Origin of the sequence: Tepidicaulis marinus, assembly GCF_000739695.1 — a bacterium.
Taxonomy (GTDB): domain Bacteria; phylum Pseudomonadota; class Alphaproteobacteria; order Parvibaculales; family Parvibaculaceae; genus Tepidicaulis; species Tepidicaulis marinus.
This window is the reverse complement of the sequence record NZ_BBIO01000006.1, coordinates 32,535-49,669: the sequence shown is the minus strand read 5'-3', so window position 1 is coordinate 49,669 and position 17,135 is coordinate 32,535. Positions and strand designations below refer to the sequence as shown.

The 17,135-nt window shown below is 61.5% G+C and carries 15 protein-coding genes and 1 riboswitch; of the genes, 7 read left to right on the top strand and 8 right to left on the bottom strand.

The window, feature by feature from the left end:
• The first annotated feature begins 166 nt into the window (after positions 1 to 166).
• From M2A_RS07155 to groL, 3 genes are all read left to right on the top strand, one after another.
• A complete protein-coding gene (locus M2A_RS07155; protein WP_045445080.1) occupies positions 167 to 898 on the top strand; it encodes a DUF8692 domain-containing protein in 732 nt (243 codons plus the stop codon).
• A gap of 158 nt (positions 899 to 1,056) precedes the next feature.
• Positions 1,057 to 1,344 carry a co-chaperone GroES gene (locus tag M2A_RS07150; protein WP_045445078.1) on the top strand — a complete coding sequence of 96 codons (288 nt, stop codon included), beginning with the start codon at positions 1,057 to 1,059 and terminating at the stop codon, positions 1,342 to 1,344.
• A gap of 104 nt (positions 1,345 to 1,448) precedes the next feature.
• Positions 1,449 to 3,101: a chaperonin GroEL gene (gene groL, locus M2A_RS07145; RefSeq protein ID WP_045445076.1), complete on the top strand. Its 1,653-nt coding sequence runs from the start codon at positions 1,449 to 1,451 to the stop codon at positions 3,099 to 3,101.
• A gap of 206 nt (positions 3,102 to 3,307) precedes the next feature.
• Here groL and M2A_RS07140 read toward each other — a convergent pair whose 3' ends face one another.
• From M2A_RS07140 to M2A_RS07130, 3 genes are all read right to left on the bottom strand, one after another.
• Positions 3,308 to 3,922 (bottom strand): porin family protein, encoded by a 615-nt coding sequence (locus M2A_RS07140; RefSeq protein ID WP_045445075.1) that lies wholly within the window; start codon positions 3,920 to 3,922, stop codon positions 3,308 to 3,310.
• 156 nt (positions 3,923 to 4,078) lie between these two features.
• Positions 4,079 to 5,122, bottom strand: coding sequence for a succinylglutamate desuccinylase/aspartoacylase family protein (locus tag M2A_RS07135; RefSeq protein WP_045445073.1), 1,044 nt, complete (start codon positions 5,120 to 5,122; stop codon positions 4,079 to 4,081).
• Positions 5,123 to 5,264: 142 nt separating this feature from the next.
• Positions 5,265 to 5,675, bottom strand: coding sequence for a hypothetical protein (locus tag M2A_RS07130; RefSeq protein ID WP_045445071.1), 411 nt, complete (start codon positions 5,673 to 5,675; stop codon positions 5,265 to 5,267).
• A gap of 153 nt (positions 5,676 to 5,828) precedes the next feature.
• Positions 5,829 to 5,945: riboswitch (ZMP/ZTP riboswitch) on the top strand.
• A 116-nt stretch (positions 5,946 to 6,061) separates the two neighbouring features.
• Here M2A_RS07130 and glyA point away from each other — a divergent pair.
• Positions 6,062 to 7,321 carry a serine hydroxymethyltransferase gene (glyA, locus tag M2A_RS07125; protein WP_045445405.1) on the top strand — a complete coding sequence of 420 codons (1,260 nt, stop codon included), beginning with the start codon at positions 6,062 to 6,064 and terminating at the stop codon, positions 7,319 to 7,321.
• A 5-nt stretch (positions 7,322 to 7,326) separates the two neighbouring features.
• Here glyA and M2A_RS07120 read toward each other — a convergent pair whose 3' ends face one another.
• Positions 7,327 to 7,944, bottom strand: coding sequence for a TetR/AcrR family transcriptional regulator (locus tag M2A_RS07120; protein WP_045445402.1), 618 nt, complete (start codon positions 7,942 to 7,944; stop codon positions 7,327 to 7,329).
• 93 nt (positions 7,945 to 8,037) lie between these two features.
• On the opposite strand from M2A_RS07120, the gene M2A_RS07115 reads away from it, so the two are divergent.
• Positions 8,038 to 9,378, top strand: coding sequence for a flavin-containing monooxygenase (locus M2A_RS07115; protein ID WP_045445068.1), 1,341 nt, complete (start codon positions 8,038 to 8,040; stop codon positions 9,376 to 9,378).
• Positions 9,375 to 10,199 carry an SDR family NAD(P)-dependent oxidoreductase gene (locus M2A_RS07110; RefSeq protein ID WP_045445065.1) on the top strand — a complete coding sequence of 275 codons (825 nt, stop codon included), beginning with the start codon at positions 9,375 to 9,377 and terminating at the stop codon, positions 10,197 to 10,199. Before M2A_RS07115 ends, M2A_RS07110 begins: the two co-directional genes overlap by 4 nt.
• On the opposite strand, the gene M2A_RS07105 is transcribed toward M2A_RS07110, so the two are convergent.
• The 4 genes from M2A_RS07105 to hisS all read right to left on the bottom strand — a co-directional run bounded on the left by M2A_RS07105 (position 10,196) and on the right by hisS (position 14,955).
• Positions 10,196 to 10,960, bottom strand: coding sequence for a TSUP family transporter (locus tag M2A_RS07105; RefSeq protein ID WP_045445062.1), 765 nt, complete (start codon positions 10,958 to 10,960; stop codon positions 10,196 to 10,198). The two genes, M2A_RS07110 and M2A_RS07105, sit on opposite strands and share 4 nt — an antisense overlap.
• Before the next feature lie 136 nt (positions 10,961 to 11,096).
• Positions 11,097 to 12,080 (bottom strand): ATP phosphoribosyltransferase, encoded by a 984-nt coding sequence (gene hisG, locus M2A_RS07100; protein ID WP_045445059.1) that lies wholly within the window; start codon positions 12,078 to 12,080, stop codon positions 11,097 to 11,099.
• Positions 12,077 to 13,300, bottom strand: a complete 1,224-nt coding sequence (locus M2A_RS07095; protein ID WP_045445056.1) for an ATP phosphoribosyltransferase regulatory subunit — start codon at positions 13,298 to 13,300, stop codon at positions 12,077 to 12,079. The genes hisG and M2A_RS07095 overlap by 4 nt, the downstream gene beginning before the upstream one ends.
• A gap of 155 nt (positions 13,301 to 13,455) precedes the next feature.
• Positions 13,456 to 14,955, bottom strand: a complete 1,500-nt coding sequence (gene hisS / locus M2A_RS07090) for a histidine--tRNA ligase (RefSeq protein WP_045445054.1) — start codon at positions 14,953 to 14,955, stop codon at positions 13,456 to 13,458.
• Between the two features lie 639 nt (positions 14,956 to 15,594).
• Here hisS and M2A_RS07085 point away from each other — a divergent pair.
• Positions 15,595 to 17,133, top strand: a complete 1,539-nt coding sequence (locus M2A_RS07085; protein ID WP_045445051.1) for a hybrid sensor histidine kinase/response regulator — start codon at positions 15,595 to 15,597, stop codon at positions 17,131 to 17,133.
• Positions 17,134 to 17,135 lie beyond the last annotated feature (2 nt).

Sequence of the window (17,135 nt, the reverse complement as noted above, 5' to 3'; positions counted from 1 at the left end):
CCGTTTTCCTATTTTGGGACAATTCGCGCCCGAGGCGCCGCAAGGCGCCCGTGCGTATTTGCCTGAAATCACCCGTAATCATGACCACTTATCCCCCTCTTTGGTTGCTGGCCGATAATTGAGCCAAGTCTTGCAAGGGCGGGACCAGACAGCGGAGGGATGAGACATGCTGACGATCAAGGCGCGGGCCGTATGGCGGCTGCTCTTTACCGGTGCGGCGGTGATCGGCGCGCTTGCCGTGGTGCGGGAGTTTGTCCTGAACATCATCGGCGAGGACACGGCGCTGAAAGACCTGCGCCATCTCAATCTCGATTCGGAGATGAATTTCGGTGCCTGGTATTCCTCATCGATGATGATGGCCGCCTCGGGCCTGCTCTTTTTGTCGGCCCATCACGCCTATGGGCAAGCGCGCCGGCAGGCCCGCTACTGGCTGGTGCTGGCGGCAGCCTTCGCCTATCTCTCGCTCGATGAAGCAACGGGCATCCATGAAGTTTTCATCGAGCCCCTGCGCGGCGCCTTGGGGCTAAGCGGCATCTTCTACTGGGCCTGGGTGCTGCCCGCGCTCGTGCTTGTGAGCGGCTTCGCCCTTGCCATGGTGCCTTTTCTTCTTGCCCTGCCCCGGCGCAGCGCTTTGCTCTTTACGCTCTCCGGCGCGCTATTCGTGGGCGGGGCGCTCGGGTTTGAAATGCTCTCAGGCCTGGTCATCACGGCTCAAGGTGAAGAGGCACCGCTCGTCGCGCTCTTGGCGATTTGCGAAGAAACATTGGAAATGCTGGGCCTTGCCCTTTTCACCGGCGCCCTTTGCGACCATCTTGCCCGGCAAGGTGCCGGACATCCCGTTCTGAGCTTTTCCCAGCCCGCCGCGCCGCCGCAACCGGTCCGGCCACGCGTGTCATAAAAGAATCATCCCGCCCGGCCCTGGGGTCTCTTGACAGGGACCGGGCATGTGCCTATTTGTGCGACGACCTTTGTTAGCACTCACCTTAGGTGAGTGCTAACAATCCAAAAAATTTATGAATTCCAATCTCTTAGACGGGGTTCAAGGGAGACATTCAGATGAAGTTCCGTCCTTTGCACGATCGCGTGCTCGTTCGCCGGGTTGAAGAGGACACCAAGACCTCTGGCGGCATCATCATTCCCGAAACGGCTCAGGAAAAGCCCTCTCAGGGTGAAGTCGTGGCCGTTGGTCCGGGCGCCAAAGACGAAACCGGCAAGACCGTGAAGCTTGATGTCAAAAAGGGCGACAAGGTGCTCTTCGGCAAATGGTCCGGCACGGAAGTGAAGGTCGGCGGTGAAGACCTGCTGATCATGAAGGAATCCGACATTCTCGGCATCATCGAATAAGAAGCTGTGCTGCTTTCGCAGGACGGCTTTTTCATGCCGTCTGCCGCGCACCGCTTTTAAGGATAACGCTCAAGATTAGACCTTGAGAGAAGGATCTGAGGACTATGGCTAAGGAAATTAAATTCGGCAATGACGCCCGCCAGCGTATGCTCAAAGGCGTGGACATTCTGGCCGATGCGGTAAAAGTCACGCTCGGCCCGAAAGGCCGCAACGTGGTGATCGAAAAGTCTTTCGGCGCCCCGCGCACCACGAAAGACGGCGTGTCGGTCGCCAAGGAAATCGAGCTTGAAGACAAGTTCGAAAACATGGGCGCGCAGATGGTGCGCGAAGTCGCCTCCAAGACCAACGACACGGCTGGCGACGGCACCACCACCGCAACGGTTCTGACCCAGGCGATCGTGCGCGAAGGCGCAAAGGCCGTTACCGCCGGCATGAACCCGATGGACCTGAAGCGCGGTGTCGACAAAGCGGTTCTCGCCGCCGTCGCAGACCTGAAAAAGCGCTCCAAGAAAGTCAAAGACAACTCGGAAATCGCGCAGGTCGGCACGATCTCGGCAAACGGCGAGCGCGAAATCGGCCAGATGATCGCGGACGCCATGTCGAAAGTCGGCAATGAAGGCGTGATCACGGTCGAAGAAGCCAAGAGCCTGGAAAGCGAACTGGAAGTTGTAGAAGGCATGCAGTTCGACCGCGGTTATCTCTCGCCTTACTTCATCACCAATGCAGAAAAGATGATCGCCGAGCTCGACGATCCCTACATTCTGCTGCACGAGAAGAAGCTTTCTTCCATGCAGGCGATGATCCCGATCCTGGAATCGGTCGTGCAGTCGGGCCGTCCGCTGCTCATCATCGCGGAAGACATCGAAGGCGAAGCGCTGGCGACCCTCGTGGTCAACAAGCTGCGCGGCGGCCTGAAGATCGCTGCCGTGAAAGCGCCGGGCTTCGGTGATCGCCGCAAGGCCATGCTCGAGGATATCGCGATCCTGACGGGCGGCCAGGTGATCTCGGAAGATCTGGGCATCAAGCTGGAAAACGTGACGATCGACATGCTCGGCCAGGCCAAGCGCGTCAACATCACGAAAGACGACACGACGATCGTCGATGGCGCGGGCAAGAAGAAAGACATCGAAGCGCGCACCGAGCAGATCCGCCGTCAGATCGAGGAAACCACCTCCGATTACGACCGCGAAAAACTGCAGGAACGCCTGGCGAAGCTCGCCGGCGGCGTTGCGGTGATCAAGGTTGGCGGCGCGACGGAAGTCGAAGTGAAAGAGCGTAAAGACCGTGTTGACGACGCGCTGAACGCAACCCGCGCTGCCGTTGAAGAAGGCATCGTGCCGGGCGGCGGCACCGCGCTTCTGCAGGCAACGAAAGCCGTTGCCGCGCTCAGCGATGACAATCCCGATATTCAGGCGGGCATCAACATCGTGCGCAAGGCGCTCGAAGCCCCGATCCGCCAGATCGTGGAAAACGCGGGCGTGGAAGGCTCCATCGTCGTGGCCAAAGTGCTGGAAAGCAAAAAGATCACGTTCGGTTTCAACGCGCAGACCGAAGAATATGTCGATATGGTCGAAGAAGGCATTATCGACCCGACCAAGGTCGTGCGCACCGCGCTTCAGGACGCAGCCTCCGTTGCCGCACTTCTGATCACCACGGAAGCGATGATCGCCGAGAAGCCGAAGAAAGAAGGCGCCGGCGGCGGCATGCCCGATATGGGCGGCATGGGCGGAATGGGCGGCATGGGCGGCATGATGTAATCATGCCCCCATCATGTTGACTGCCTGAACCGGACATGCCGGTTTCAGGCGGCGGCATGATGCACTCATGCTCCCTGAGCCCCGCGCTCACGGAACAAAGAACCCGGCCTTCGCAAGAGGGCCGGGTTTTTCTTTGGGCGGAACCGGCGCATGAAAAAGGGCGCGGAGGTTTCCGCGCCCTTTTCGCCGGGACAAAAGCGTGCCGGTTAGAATTTGTAACGCAAGCTCGTCAGCACCGAATGGTTTTCCGCGTCGTCATTGTCGGCATTGACGACCGTGTAGCGGTAGCCGAGATCGATCGCCCAATTGGCATCAAGCGCGTAGCTCGCGCCCAGCGCCCCGCGATAGGTGAATTCCGTGCCGTCCGCGCTCGCCGTCAGACCACCCACGGTGAGGGTCTGGTCGAGATCGGTTAAGCCAAGACCAATACCGACATAAGGACGCAGCCGTTCACCCGGCAGGAAGTCCCAATAGCCGTTGACCATGAAGCCGAACTGCTCGATCTCGCCGCCGGCATTACCCGTCACGCCGCCTGCGGTGACTGTATCGGTGTCGTTCTCACTCCAGGAGATTTCCGCTTCGAGGCGGTATTTACCCATCTCCGCAATATCGCCGCTGTCATAGCCGAGCGCGCCGTTGATGATGAAGCCTTCATCGAAGGAGGTGGTTTGGCCGCCGCTTTCAACATCGTCCAGCCAGTTCATGCCCGCCCCGAGGCTCACATAAAGGCCCGGCGTTGCGGCATCGGCAAGCGCGGCGCCGCTCATGCCGCTGGCCAGCAAGGCGGACAGCGCCGCCGTCTTCAAAAGCTGCTTTTTCATATCTCTCTCCCCAGACCCGGCAAGGTTGTTATGTGCCGGTTGGGGACAGTCTAGGCGGCGATAAGGCGGATTCAAACGGTCTGCGCGGCCTGGAGGGTGCCAAAAAGGACGCTTTGCACGCATTTGTTGCAAAAACGTGACGTTTTAGTCTGGAGATTAGATGATCTCGTCTTCATCGAAAATCGCCGCCTCACCGAGCTGTTCGGCCAGGGCGCCGATCCGGGCCTCCGCCGTATCGGGCTTGCGCACCCGGGCGATATGAAAGAGCGCATCGCCCTGATTGACGATGGGCAGGTTGGTGCGGCCGATGACAAGGCCGGGCTCACCCGCTTCGATCTCTATATCCGTTTCCCCGAAAGGATCGGAAATAACGCCGACAACCTCGCCCTTTTCCGCCATGGCGCCGATGCCTTTATAGGCGCGCAGAATGCCGCCTTCCGGTGCGCGCAGCCAACTGCTTTTGGAGGAGAGGATGGAGGTGGCACGGGCCGGCGCGATCGCCCGGCGCGCCACCATGCCGAGGCCGTGCATGATGCGCAAAATGCCCGCCACCCCGGTGCGGATTGCCATTTCATCGAAGCGCAGCCCCTCGCCTGCTTCATAGAGAAGCACATCGACGCCTTTTTCCTTGGCCGCCTCGCGCAAGGACCCGTCGCGCAGTTTCGAGGTGATGACGACCGGCGCGCCGAAGGCAAGTGCAAGGTCCATGGTTTCCGGCTTCGAGGGAGAGACGCGGATCTGCGGCAGGTTGGTGCGGTGAATGGCCGCCGAATGCAGATCGATGCCGAGATCGGCGCGCGCCACCACTTCGCTCAGGAAAAGATGCGCCAGGCGCCCGGCAAAAGAGCCGTCGCCGCTACCGGGAAAGCAGCGGTTGAGATCGCGCCGGTCGGGCAGATAGCGCGAATGATTGATGAAGCCGAAAGCGTTGACGATGGGAACGGCGATAAGCGTACCGCGCAGCTGCTTCAAAGCGGGCTGGCGCAAAAGCCGGCGGACGATTTCGACGCCGATAATCTCGTCCCCATGGACCGCCGCGCTGACGAAAAGCACCGGACCCTCCCGCCTGCCATGCACGACCTGCACCGGCAGCGCCATGGGCGTGTGATTGGACAAGACGCCAAGCGGCAATTGCACGGTCTGCCGGGTGCCCGGCGCTACATCCACCCCGCCCATTTCGAACGCCGACCTGACTGCCATCACCTTTCACTCGCCTTTGCCTAAAGCCGCCCGGCAGCTTAATGAGAATCGGCGCAATTGAAACCACCAAAGAGACATGAAAAGACCGGCCTCCCAACGCCGGGAGGCCGGTCCTTCTTTCCTATGCGCCGCTCAGACGCGCTTAGCTTTCGCTGTCCTCGCGGATGGTTACGAGCGTGCCTTCCATCGCCTGCTTTTTCCAGGCTTCCGTGCGGCTTTCGTTGTAGCGCACGTCCGCGGGCAGGGCCATGTGGACGAGGACGACGCCGGTATTACCGGTCTGCACCGCCATGCTGTCGAGCGTCTGGCGCACGCAGGCATCGCGGCGGTCGGCAAGCAGGTCATCCGTCTGCGCCTTGGCGGAGGCGGACCCGCCAAGGTCTTCGCATTTGCTGTTCGCCAAGCGCGTCAATTCCATATGCTTTTCATAAAGGCCTTCCTGATCCTTCGGGCTCCAGGATGGGCCGGTTTCCATATCCTCGGCCTGTGCGGCGCCCGCGGCCAGAGCAAAGGCGGAGGCAGCCAGCGTGGCTGTCAGAGATTTGATACGCATGTCTTCCTCCTTTTTGGTTGGTTTCACGCGTTTTACTCACTCGGGTAACGAACGAGAGACGCGCTCCCATGTTCCGTGCACGGCGTGAGTGGCGGAAAAGGCGGGTTGACGGCCCTCTTGCCGCATCCTATCTCTTATGGTGATCAAACCGGTCGCATTCCGCGTGACTGGCGAAAACCCGGCAATCGTCTTACCGGGGCGTGGGGAACCACGAGGGAGCGCGGAACCATATCGGGCCATAGGGCCAAGCCGTTCGCCTGGGCAGCTTTTGAAAAGCTGGCCGGGTTTTGTTTTGAACAGGAGCTTGCCTCATGACGATCACGCCTTCTTTTTCTTCTTCCGCCCCCACCGCCCGTTTCCCCGAGGAAACGCAAAGCGCGGCCAACATGAACGCGCTGCGGGACGGGCTTGCCCAGTCCGACCCCGAGATCGCCGCCGCGCTTTTGCGCGAGGAAGAACGCCAGCGGCGCGGGCTTGAGCTTATCCCGTCGGAAAACTACGCCTTCCCGGAAGTGCTGGCGCTGCTCGGCTCAGTCTTCACCAACAAATATTCGGAAGGCTATCCGGGCCGGCGCTATTATGGCGGGCAGGAAAATACCGACATTGTCGAAGAACTGGCACGGGAGCGGGCCAAGGCGCTTTTCGGCGCGGAACACGCCAATGTGCAGCCCCTATCCGGCTCGCCCATGAACCAGGCCGTCTATCTCGGCTTTCTGGAGCCGGGCGATCCGATCCTTGCCATGGACCTTTCCCATGGCGGGCACCTGACGCATGGCGCGCCGGTCAGCCATATGGGCAAGCTGTTCGATTTCACCCGCTACAAGACGGATGGCGAGGGTCATATCGATTTCGGCGCCGTGCGGGAGGCGGCCTTGCGCACCCGGCCCAAAATGATCGTTTGCGGGCATTCTTCCTATCCGCGCGATATCGATTACCGCGCCTTCAAGGAAATTGCCGATGAAGTGGGCGCGCTAACCATGGCCGATGTCAGCCACACGGCAGGCTTCATCGCGGCGGGGCTACTCAACAACCCGATGGAAGCCGGTTTCGACTTCATGACGACGACCACGCATAAATCGATGCGGGGGCCGCGCGGCGGGCTGATCCTGACGCAGAAAGCCCATGCCAAGAAGCTCGATGCCTCGGTCTTCCCCGGCCTTCAGGGCGGCCCGCATATGAACCAGGTGGCGGCCACGGCGACGACGCTGAAGCTCGTGGGCGAGGGCGCCTTTAAAGCCTATGCCCGCCAGGTGCTGGAGAACGCCAAGGCGCTCGCCAATGCCCTTGCCGCCCGGCAGATCAAACTCGTGACGGGGGGTACGGAAAACCACCTCATGGTCATCGACACCGAGGCGAGCTTCGGCATGAGCGGCGATGAGGCGCAGCGTCTTCTCGATGAAATAGGCCTGACGACGAACAAGCAGGTGATCCCCGACGATCCACGCCCGCCCATGCGCCCTTCCGGCATCCGCCTAGGCACGCCCGCGCCCACCGCGCGCGGCATGGGGAAAAGCGAGATGGAAAGCATTGCCGCGATGATTGCAAGTGCCCTCAGCGCCGATGCGGGCAAGCGCGAGGAAATGCTGCCCGCCCTTGCCGCGGAAGCCGAGGCGCTCTGCGCGCGCTTTCCCGTGCCGGGGCTTTAAGCGGCTTAGCTTTCCAAGTTCTGCATAAGCTTGGAAAGCAGCATGCCCTTATAGGCATCGATGATCCTGTCGCCCTCCTTGCGGTCCAGCGCGACCGCAAGGCGGACGGCGGCGCCCGTGAGCTGCATCATCAAAAAGCAATCGGTCTTGAGGCTTTTCCAGGCGGCGCGCGGGGCAAGCGGCTTTAAGGCGGCAAAGAAAATCTCGCCATTGAGGCGGCTGTCTTCGATATCGATATCCTGCATGCGTTTATCGGCCTGGGTGCCGCACCAGATATCCCGCGCGACGGGCTCCATCAAAAAGAAAGCGTAATAGCTATCCATCAGCCGGGCGATGAGCGCGCCCGCGCTTTCCTTATCGGTGATGGATTTCACTTCCTCGCGCAGGCCCGCGCGCACTTGCTCCATATAGTCTTCGGCCAGCGTCTGGATGATGGCGCCCTTGTCGGGGAAGAACTGATAGACGGAGCCGATGGGCACGCCCGCCCGCTCCGCCACCTCGCTCATTTTCACCGTGTCCGAACCCTTTTCCGCGATCAGCGCCTTGGCGGCGGCAAGAATGGCTTCATAACGGGCGCGGGAGCGGGCCTGAGCCGGTTTTTTGCGAAGAGCGCTGTCGGTCATGGGGCGGGTTTCCAATTTTTGCTTGCGCCGGAAAATATGAGGGTTTATCAAATTATTCAAATCTGAGGAATCCTCATGTTATGGGAGAGAGGAATGACGGTAAATAACAAAGCCTGCATCGTGGGCGCGGGGCCCGGCGGGCTGGCGCTGGCGCGCACCTTCAAATTGCTGGGCATCGATTTCGACTGCTTCGAGCGGCACAGCGATGTGGGTGGCATCTGGGATGCGGATAATCCGGGCTCGCCCATGTACGATTCGGCGCATTTCATTTCCTCCAAAACCCAGTCCCATTATCTGGGTTTCCCGATGCCGGCCGATTATCCCGATTACCCGTCGGGCCGGCAGATCCTTTCTTACATGCGCGCCTTTGCCCGCGAGTTCGGCCTTTACGGCGACATCACGTTCAACACGGAAGTGAAGGAAACGCGCTTTGAAGATGGCGGCTGGACGGTGACGCTCGGCACTGGTGAAAAGCGGCGCTACCGCTGGCTCATCTGCGCCAACGGCACGAACTGGCATCCGAGCCTGCCTCAGTTCGAAGGCAGTTTCGACGGCGAGATCCGCCATGCGAACACGTTCCGCTCGCCGGACGAGTTCAAAGGTAAGCGCGTTCTCGTCATCGGCGCGGGCAATTCCGGCTGCGACATTGCCTGCGATGCCGCGCAATCGGCCGATGCCGCCTTTATCAGCCTGCGGCGCGGCTATCACTTCATTCCCAAGCATATTTTCGGCAAGCCGGCGGATGTCTTTGCCCATGAAGGCCCGCATATGCCCATGTGGCTGACGCAGATCATCTTCGGCGCGATGTTGCGGCTCCTCAATGGCGATCTGACGCGGCTCGGCCTGCCCGCCCCCGATCACAAGGTTTTTGCAAGCCACCCGATCGTCAATACGCAGCTTCTTCATTATCTCTCCCACGGCGACATCAAAGCCAAGGGAGATATCGCGCGGCTCGATGGGCCCGATGTCGTCTTCAAAGATGGCAGCCGCGAGACCGTCGATCTCATCCTCTGCGCGACGGGCTACCGCTGGAACATTCCTTATGTGGAGGAAAAAGAGTTTTCCCGGAGAGGCGGGCGGCCCGATCTTTTCATGAACCTTTTCTCCCGCGAGAACCCGCAGCTCTTCGCCATCGGTTTCATGGAAACGAATGGCGGCGCCTACAAGCTCTTCGACAATATGGCCGACCTCATCGCACGGGCGATCCTGGCGGAGGCCCAAGGCGGCAAGGAAGCGGCGCGCTGGGAAAAGGCGCTCACGACATTGCGGCCCGACCTTTCCGGCGGCGTGAAATATGTCGGCTCCGACCGCCATGCGACTTACGTCAATATCGATGCCTACCAGAAGGCGATGAAGGGTCTGCGCAAAACCATGCGCTGGCCGGAGATTCCGGACGGCCATTATGAAAGCCTGCGGGCGAAGGCGGCGGCATGAGCCGGCCCCTTGCCCTGATCACGGGCGCAGGCGGCGGCCTTGGCCGCGCGCTTGCGCTCGCGCTTGAAAAAGCAGGCTACAGTCTTGTCCTCACCGATATTTCCGAAGAGGATCTGGCAAAGACGGCAGGCGCGCTGGGGAGCGCCCCGGAGCGCATCACCGCCGATCTTTGCGCAGCAGAAGGGTTGCAAACCCTTTGCGCGCGGCTTGACGCGGCGCCCGGCATCGAGCTTCTGATCAACAATGCCGGGATCGGCCTTCCCGGCTCCGTTGCCGCCTCCGATAGCGCCCTGCTCGATAAGCATCTCGACATCAATTTGCGCGCGCCGATGCATCTTTCCCAGGCCGCTGCCCGCGCCATGCTGAAACGGGGCACAGGGCAGATCTTTTCTATCGCCTCTCTTGCCGGACTCTTTCCGCTGAAAGACAGCGCCGCTTACAGCGCCTCGAAATTCGGGCTGCGCGGGTTCATGGCCGCGCTCCATCTCGAACTTGCCCCTCACGGCATCAAGGTCGGCGGGCTTTATCCCAATGCGATCGACACGCCCATGCTCCAGGCGGAAATGGCCCATCCGGAAGGCTCGCCGCTCAATTTCGCGGGCAATGCCAAACCGCTCAGCCCGGAAGAAACGGCGCACCATGTCATGAAGGCGCTCAAAAACGGCAAGCTTGAAACCTGGCTGCCGGTGAGCGACGGCCTCATGGCCGGTCTCGTCATGACCTGGCCGGCGCTGCTCGGCCCCGTCTTCCGCTATCTCGAAAAACAGGGGCTTAAAAAGCAGAAAGCCTATCTCGCCTCGCTCGGCATTGCCCGTAACTAAGCTGCGTAAAGCGTCCAAAGCCCGCGCGCGATGAAGACGGCACCGATGGTCAGCACCACCCATTGGCTCCATTTGCGGAAATTCGTGTCGCTCATCCGGTCGAGCACTTTCTTGCCGAGCGTCGTGCCCAGCATGGCAAGGGGCACGACCATGAGAAAGACCCACCAGGAAACGGACGCGCCCTCGCTTTCCATCCTCACCGTCTCGCGGACGAGAAGACCGAAATAGACGAGTTTGAGCAAATGACTAACCGTCTGCGTCACCGCTTTGGAGGCGACGACCTCATGGCGGGTAAGACTAGTGCGCACGAAAAACACATCGAGAAGCGGCCCCGCCACCCCGGCCACAAGATTAATCAGGGTAATGATAAATCCCGCCGCGGCCGCCATGCCTTTTTTCGTTATGTCGAGAGCAAGACCCTCGGGCAATGCTGCAGCGATGAAGGGCACGGTCCCGAGCGCCAGAAAGACGATCTCCCTGTCCGGCACGAAGGAAAGCGCGGTGAGCCCGGCAAGCGCTACCGCTGCGCCCGCGCCATAAAGGCTCAAGATTTCCCAGCGGATATGAGCCCGGTTCAGCCAGGCGCGGTAGCCATTGGAAGCGGCTTGCGTCACCCCGTGCAGCATCATCGCCGCGCCCACCGGCAGGACGGAGACGAGGAAGCCCATCAGCACGATGCCGCCCGCCATGCCGAATATGCCCGACAGGATGGCGGTCGCCACGACGACCAGCCCCAATGCAATAACAAGCAGCGCGCTCATGCTTTCCTCCTTTACAAGGCGGCGCGAATTTGCGCGCGCGGCGGAGAAAAATCAATAGAGGCAAGAGCTTATTAAAGTGAGAGAAGTTACAGAACTTCTGTAAAGGAACAGAAATTCTGTAACTTTTGTAAACGACCTAGTTCCCGAGCCGGGCCTTGAGACGTGCTAGCAGCGCGTTTTCCGGCTCGAAAAGATAATCCACGTCCCGCGCCGTGACGGTGGTGATGCCGTTCTCGCGCAGATAGCTGACGGCGTCATAAAGCTTTGCCGAGGGGCAATAGGCGGCAAGCTCGCCGCTGCCCGGCAAAGCGGCGCGCGCTTCCTGCGGCACACGCACGTCGAAACGGGCAAGCAGCTCATCCACCAATGTCTGATCGAGCGCGGGCGCGGCGAAACGGATTTCCTTCATCCGCTGCGCCTCGGTGCGCGCCGTGATCATGTCGAGCACATGAGTTGCCGCCTGCAGCGCCGTGTCGCACCAGGTGGCGGTGAGCGAGGCAACGAGGTTCGCCTGGCTTTTCAGCATCACCCCGTCATCGAGCACTTTCAGATTATTGGCCGCCAGCGTTGCGCCCGTCGAGGTGATGTCGACAATCGCCTCGGCGGAACCTGCCGCCGGCGCGCCTTCCGTCGCCCCCAGGCTTTCCACGATGCGGTAATCGGAAATCCCGTGCTCGGCGAAGAAAAGCCGCGTCAGGTTGAGATATTTCGTGGCAACGCGCAGACGGCGCTTGTGGCGGATGTGAAAGCCGCGCGCCACATCGTCAAGATCGGCCATGGCGCGCACGTCGATCCAGCTTTGCGGCACCGCCACCACCACATCGGCATGACCGAAGCCGAGCGGCAGCAAAAGCTCCACCTTTTCTTCCGGGTTCACGATTTTCTCGCGGATGAGATCCTCACCCGTCACGCCAAAGTGGATGGCGCCGCTTTCCAGATTGCCCGCAATTTCAGAGGCCGAGAGAAAGGCGATATCGACATTGCCGACGCCTTTCAGAACGCCGGTATAACCGCGCCCGTCCTTCTGCTTTACCTTCAGCCCGGCGCTGGCAAAAAACGCATTGGCGTTTTCCTGCAGCCGCCCCTTGGAAGGCAGGCCGATAATCAGTTTCTCGCTCATCGCCCCGCTCCTTTCGCGTTTTCGGCCACCGCGCGCGCCAGCCGCTCCACCCCGATGGCGCAGCCGATGGCCGGTACCGGCCCCGGCGCGCCCAGCGTTTCAAGCAGCGTGTCATAGCGCCCGCCGCCGGCGACATTGACCGTCTTGCCCGCCAGCTGGGTGCGGAACTCGAAAACGAAGCCCGTGTAATATTCCATATTGCGCCCGAAGCTCGTGGCGAAATGGGCTTTGGAAAAATCGGGCGCCGCCGCTTCCAGCCGCTCGAAGCGCCGTTCGAGCCGCGCCATGGCCTCGCCGAGCGAGCCGCCGGAAAGGCCGGCCGCTTTCGTCAGCTCACGGATTTTTGCGAGCGCCTCATCGGGCGTGCCGGAAATTGCAAGAAACCCGTCGATCAGCGCCACAATGTCTTTGGGCAGCGCCTGGGCGCCTGCATCCGCCGCCTGTTCCAGCAAGCGCTCGGCAATTTCCCGCGTCGAGCGCCCGCCCACCGGTGAAATACCGGCAAGGGTCAGCACTTCCTCGATGAGCGCTTTGGCCTCCACCCCGTCCAGCGCGCCGAGAGCGGAAAAGAGCCCGGGCAGATCCGGCCCGGACGCGGCCAGCGCTTCCTGATCGGCAAGGCGCAGCAACAGCTCGCGGAAATAATCTGGCCGCCAGAAATGCCGCTTCAGCCGCTCCGCCCAAGTGGCGGGAATGTCGAGCCCATCGACCAGCGCGCCGAAAAGCGCCAGATCGCCCATTTCAAGGCGGTAGGAGGCAAGGCCCGAGGCTTCCACCGCCCTGAGCGCCAGTTCCAGAATGGCGGCATCAGCTTCCTCGCAGCTTTCGCTCGCTTCGCATTCGCCGATCTGCTCGACGCCCACTTGCGTGAACTCGCGCATCGGCCAGGGCGCGCTCGACTGATAGCGGAAGGCAAGACCCCGGTAGGTTAGCTTTACGGGTTTGTCGGCTTTCGGGTGCTCTTCGAGATAGTGCAGGCAGGTCGGAATGGTCAGGTCCGGGCGCAGGCAAAGCTCGGCGCCGCCCGGATCGGAAAAAACATACATGCGCCGGCGGATATCCTCCCCCGAGCGGTCCAAAAAGACATCGGCGGGCTGAAGCACGGGCGGATCGACAGGCTGAAAGCCCGCTTCGCCGAACAGGGTTTGCAGCCGGTCGGCCAGCGCGCGGCTTTCAGCAGCGCTTGCCAGGCTTCCAGCGTCCATATCGGAATTGCTCATTTTCTCGTTCCGCCCCGTTGGCCGCGGCGCTTCCTTTAGAAGGAGAAAGCGTCAGGTTTTCAAAAGCGGACCTCTTCTAGCATGGAAAAGATGACTGTTTCGCCCCCAAAGAGGCAGGCGCGCAGCCCGCCGGGCCCGGCACATGCCGCGCCGGCTCAGCGGGCGGCGGTATGTCGGGCAAGCACATCCTTCACGGCGCCGACGAGACCCGCGCGGGGTACGGAAATCTGCGCATGAGCGCTTTCGCGCCATTCGGTATTGTCGGTGATCTCTTCGGCCTTTTGCGCGCCGAGAATAAGGTCCTTGATGGTGACCTCACCGGCGGCCCGCTCATCCTCGCCTTCGATGACGACGCAAGGCGCGCCGCGCTTATCGGCATATTTGACCTGCGCGCGCATGCCCGAGCCGCCCAGATACATTTCCGCGCGGATGCCCGCCGCGCGCAGCTCCATGACCATGCGCTGATAATCGGCAAGGCGGTCATTATCCATGGTGAGCACGATGACGGGGGGCAGCACGGTTTCCGTTTCCAGCTTGCCCAAGGCTTCGAGCGCGGCATAAAGGCGGCTGACGCCGATGGAAAAGCCCGTGGCCGGCACCTTCACGCCCTTGAAGCGTTCGACAAGATCGTCATAGCGCCCGCCCCCGCCGACGGAGCCGAAGCGCATACGCCCGTCTTCGGTTTCCGCCTCGAAGGTGAGCTCAGCTTCGAAGACAGGCCCCGTGTAATAGCCAAGGCCGCGCACCACGGAGGGATCAAAGGCAACGCGGTCCGCGCCGTAGCCGCCTGCGCTGAGCAATTCGTCGATGAGGCGCATCTCCGCCACACCTTCCAGCCCGCGCGCGCTGTCACCCACCAGCTCTCCCATGCGCGCGCAAACGGCGGCGCGGTCATCGCCGCCCGCACCCGTAAAGGCCATGATGCGGTCGATCTGTTCATCCGAGAGATGCGCGCCTTCGGTGAAGTCGCCGGACTCGTCTTTCCGTCCCTTGCCGAGCAAGAGACGCACGCCCTCCGGGCCCAGCCGGTCGAGCTTATCGATGGCGCGCATGACGGTGAGGTGCCGCGCTTCGAATTCCGCGCCCTCGCCCGTAATACCGGCATTTTCAAAAACGCCGTCCAGCACCTTGCGGTTATTGACGCGCATTACATAAGAGCCGCGCGGAATGCCGAGCGCTTCCAGGCAGTCGGCGGCCATCATGCACAGCTCGGCATCGGCGGCGACGGTGGGCGCGCCCACCGTGTCGGCATCGAACTGGGTGAATTGACGGAACCTGCCCGGCCCCGGCTTCTCGTTCCGCCAGACGGGGCCCGTCTGATAGCGGCGGAAGGGCTTGGGCAGCCCGTCATAATGTTCGGCGACATAGCGCGCGAGCGGCGCCGTCAAATCATAGCGCAGCGAGAGCCATTGCTCGTCATCGTCCTGCAGCGAGAAGACGCCTTCATTCGGGCGGTCCGCATCGGGCAGGAACTTGCCCAGCGCATCGGCATATTCAAAGGCCGAGGTTTCCAGAGGCTCGAAGCCGTAAGCCTCGTAAACCTCCCGGATGCGCGCGAGCATGGCCGCTTCCGCCCGCACGGCGGCAGCGGGAATGTCGCGCAGTCCCTTCGGAATCCGCGCCTTCGGTCGGAATATTTTCTGCTTCTTGCCCATGTGCCTGAAATCGCTGGGGTTTGCCGGTCGCGCGCAGTCCTAGCGCAGAAGCCCCGGCGCGGCAAGCGGCCCCGCCGCCCGAGCTTCCGTCACCGCCGCCAGGTGTTGCCGATATGTTCCAATTTCCCGGATTTGCGCGGAAAACGCGGCCATGCCGTGCCCCGCCCGCGCCCTCTGCCGGCGCTCGTCTTGCCCTTCCTTACGCCAGGCATGAGATGGAGCGCCAAGCCCTCTTAACCTTTGCCCTGCCGCCCGCAAAAAGAAGCGCGTTAACCTTCGAGCGTATTTGCCTCAAAATTTAATCATTTTTTAACCGGGCACTTTCCTCAGCTTACAGAGCGTTTTAGATAAAGGCCGAAGCTCAACCGGTTGCGCGCTTTGAGCTTTTTGCCTTTCCCGCCGAAACCCCGGCACCGAACTTGTCCACATTTGAATGATAATATTAAGAGGATGTTTACTTTGCGCATCAATAATTGGGCATGGGCCGGAGAGGTGATTCGGACCTCAAACCGTTAAGACAAAAGGGATTACGGCATGCGGCACGCCCAACCCGTCAGCACTGCACCGGAAACAAATACAAGGCACGTGCCGTTCAACATCGGGGATTTTGGGGATCATGCGTCAAAGGAGATATCCCGCATGGCCGAAGCTCTCAAACGGATCGAGGAAGGCGGACGCCCCAGCGCGCTGACCATCGCCCTGCTTTGCCACGACAGCGCTCTGACGTGCACTTTCGAAGCAGCCGCGAAAGCCGATCCCGATTTTCCCTACGACATCATTTCCCTTTCAGCCGATGCCGGCCTTGCCCCCTTGCTGGAGCCGGGGATCGACGCCGTGCTTGTGGACCTCTCCCTGCCCGGCGACATCGACGCGCTGATCCGGCGGATCACGACGCTCGGCCCCGACGCGCCCGTCATCGCCTTTGCCGCTTCTTTGAACGGGCACAGGAAATACGCGCTCGAAACGCTGGAAGCAGGCGCCGAAGAAGTGCTCGGCCTCGACAAGATCGACGCGGACGAAGCGCTTTGGATCACCCGGCTCGCGCATCAGCGCCGCCAGCGCCGGGACGAGGCGCGCCCGGCCCCTTGCGTGCCTGCCGTGCCGCAAAAATCTCTCACCCTCATCCAGGAATCACCCGAAGCCATGCTGATCATCGATCAGGACGGGCGGGTAAAATTCGCCAATGAGGAAGCCGCCGCCCTGCTCGGTTTCACGCCGGAAGCGCTGGAAGGCAAACCGCTGCATCTGCCCCTCGACATGGCAAGCGATGCGCCCCAATCGCTGACGCTGCCCGGCGATGACGGCGCCACCCGTTTCGTGGAAGCGCGCGTCTTCGAAACCAATGAAGGGCCGGTGCCCACCAAGATCGCGACGCTGACGGACGTGACGGTGCGCCGCCAATTGGAAGATACGATCCGCCTGTCGCGCCACCAGCGCGAGGAAGCCATCCGGCGCAGCCGCACCTTCTTTTCCAACGTCAATCACGACCTGCGCACGCCGCTGACCCATATCATCGGCTTTTCGGAGATCATGCGCGATGAGCGCTTCGGCCCGATGGGCAACAGCAATTACCGCGACTATGCCGCCGACATTCATGCAAGCGGCACGATGCTGCTGGAAATGATCGAGGATCTTTTGGGCATCGCGGATGCGGAAAAAGGCGACACCACGCTGCATGAGGAAATCTGCAATCTGGCGCAGCTCGTCAATATTGCCGTGACAAGCCAGCAGGCCGCGTGCGAGCGGGCCGGCATCAAGGTCGAAATCGACTGCCCGGAAAACCTGCCAGGTTTTCAGGGCGATGCGCGGCGCCTGCGCCAGGGCTTCTTCCGTCTGCTCAGCGAAATCATCCACTCCACCCCGCCCGGCACGGTGCTTGTCATCAAGGCCCGCCGGGAGGAGGCGGGGCTGAGCATTCATGTTTCAGAGAAAGACGAATTCGAGGCGCTGCATCCCGACTTGCTGCAGGAAACAAGCACCGGTGCCCGCGGACCCGACAGCCCGGAACGCTCGTTCCTCAGCGCGCAGGCCAGCGGCCATCCGCGTCAGGATGGGCTGGCGCTCACCTTAACGCGGCGTGTGGTGGAAATGCATGGCGGCACGCTGGCCGTTACCCCGACAAAGACCGGGCGTCTGCCGCAGGTGCATTTGAACTTTCCCGCGGGCCGGCTCTGTTAAAC